This window comes from Novosphingobium sp. ERN07 (genome assembly GCF_012641335.1).
Classification (GTDB): Bacteria; Pseudomonadota; Alphaproteobacteria; order Sphingomonadales; family Sphingomonadaceae; genus Novosphingobium.
The window spans coordinates 1-994 of record NZ_JABAID010000060.1; the positions used below are offsets into that span (position 1 = coordinate 1).

A 994-nucleotide genomic window follows, 5' to 3' on the forward strand; every position below is an offset into this window, starting at 1 on the left:
AGGTCGTCGGCTTCATCGACGTTCCCGTTACCGGCGACAGAACCATCGAAGCCACCGAAACCTTCTTCCTCAAGATCACTCCGCCTGCCGCAGCACCTTTAACCGCAGGCACCGTCGGCATCGCAACGATCCTCAACGACGATGCGACCGTCAACCAACCCGCCATCTCCGTCAGCAGCTATGCCGTGGCCGAAGGCGATTACATGGCGTTCACCGTCACGATGGACCAGACGTCCGCAGCGACCGTGACTGTCAACTATCGTTTCCTGACCGGCAATGGCCTTGGCACCGCACCCGATTACAACACAAGCTGGTCGGGTGACATGGGTGAGATCAGGCAACTGATCTTCACGCCCGGCCAGACAACCCAAACTGTCAAAATCTACGCACCGGGCGATTCCATCGACGAGGTCGATCAGAACCTGACGATGGAACTGTTCGATCCCACCAATGCCGAACTGGCAGGCGGCGGCCCAGCCTTGCGCTCGATGGGCATCGTGCTCGACGGAGATGGTTCCGGCTCGAACCTTGCCGTACTGGTCGGATCGCCGATCGTCTACGAAGGCGACAGCGGCACCCGCATGGCCCGCTTCGAAGTGCGCCTGTCCCAGCCCCACACCGCAGCGCTTTCGCTCGCCTACACGACGGTCGACGGCTCAGCGGTTGCCGGGCAGGACTATACGGCAACTTCGGGCACACTCACACTCGTGGCCGGACAAGTGGTGGGCTATGTCGACGTGCCCGTCACGGGCGACAGGACGATCGAAGCTACCGAGTTCTTCTCCCTGAAAGTCACGCCACCCGCAGCGGCTCCGTCGACCGCGGGCACCGTTGGCATCGCGACGATCCTCAACGACGACGCTACCATCGATCAGCCGGCCATCTCCGTCAGCAGCTATGGCGTGCTTGAAGGCGATTACATGGCGTTCACCGTCACGTTGGACCAGCCATCGGCCGCGTCGGTTACCGTCAACTATCGTTTCCTGACCGGCAA

Annotated in this window: 1 protein-coding gene; it reads left to right on the forward strand. The window is 61.6% G+C overall.

The features are described from left to right. Positions 1–994 (forward strand): Calx-beta domain-containing protein (locus HGI47_RS22070; RefSeq protein WP_206066367.1); only part of this gene is annotated, 994 nt, incomplete at both ends.